The organism is Staphylococcus sp. EG-SA-2 (assembly GCF_017152085.1).
Genome location: NZ_JACYHC010000901.1, coordinates 1 through 1011, shown reverse-complemented (window position 1 = coordinate 1011; position 1011 = coordinate 1). Strand labels below are relative to the sequence as shown.

Sequence of the window (1011 nt, the reverse complement as noted above, 5' to 3'; positions counted from 1 at the left end):
ATTAGTATTTGACTCTGTTGATTTTGTTTCATCTTTTGGAGTATCATTGCCACATGCAGTAAGCACCACCGCTGACATTGATAACACTGCTAATGATTTTAATTTCATAATATCACTCTCTCTTCCTTTTTTGAAACTCATAACAAAAGCTTATATGCTATATAGATTGTATTACCCCTTGTTTTTAATTTTATTCATAATTATTACAAATATTTTTAAATTAATCATCATGTGTTACTTTCGTTCGTACTCATTTTATAATTGAACCATGTAATATAAGCACGCTATAATCGACTCAATTTGTCTAATGCTTTTTTTAGGTACTTGCCCCTTTTCAACTTCTTCAAAAGTTTCTACGTGATGACCTTTATGTGTAATTTTCAAGTATCTATGCGGTTTAACATCAAATGTAGCAGTATACATTAATTGCGTCTCTTTCCCTTCTTTATTAAAAGCACTTTGACTATAACTTCGGAGTTGATCATCCATTCTAGTAGACACCTCAGTCGTTTTAACATAAGAAACATCTTCCTTTACTAATGGGTTAAATTGATCTGTTATACCATGAGAGTCTATTGTTTTTAAAATGAATAAAGCAGCATAAGCGCCAATGATAGTAAGTGCTAGATATGTTATTGTTTTTAAAATCGTTTTCAAAAGATCACCTCTGACAAAATATAAAATAGGATGTCTCTGAAAACAACTTACATAATTGTAATTAAAGTGTAAGTATTAGTAGAAAATGATGGTATTTGAATCTGAAAGATATGAATCGTTTTTAAACTAAGTTATTTTATAGAGACTTTATTATGGAATTGAAAGAAGTTAATTTTAAGGTTGTCGAATGTAAAAACATATTGATTAACCATAAAAGAGAAATTATTTTTGTAGATTTCGGCATAAACGTCATTAAAGAATTTTCTATATGATGGTGCTAATCATAACAAAGAAAGTTAGGCACCTTTAGATACCTAACTTTCAAAGTATTAGCAATAAAACACTGTATATACT

At 28.7% G+C, this 1011-nt stretch carries 2 pseudogenes; both read right to left on the bottom strand.

The features are described from left to right. Window positions 1-108: pseudogene (locus tag IDG60_RS15875) on the bottom strand (PepSY domain-containing protein); the annotation flags it as partial. A gap of 176 nt (window positions 109-284) precedes the next feature. Beyond that, window positions 285-657 (bottom strand): annotated as a pseudogene (locus tag IDG60_RS15870) (YxeA family protein). Between the last annotated feature and the right edge of the window lie 354 nt (window positions 658-1011).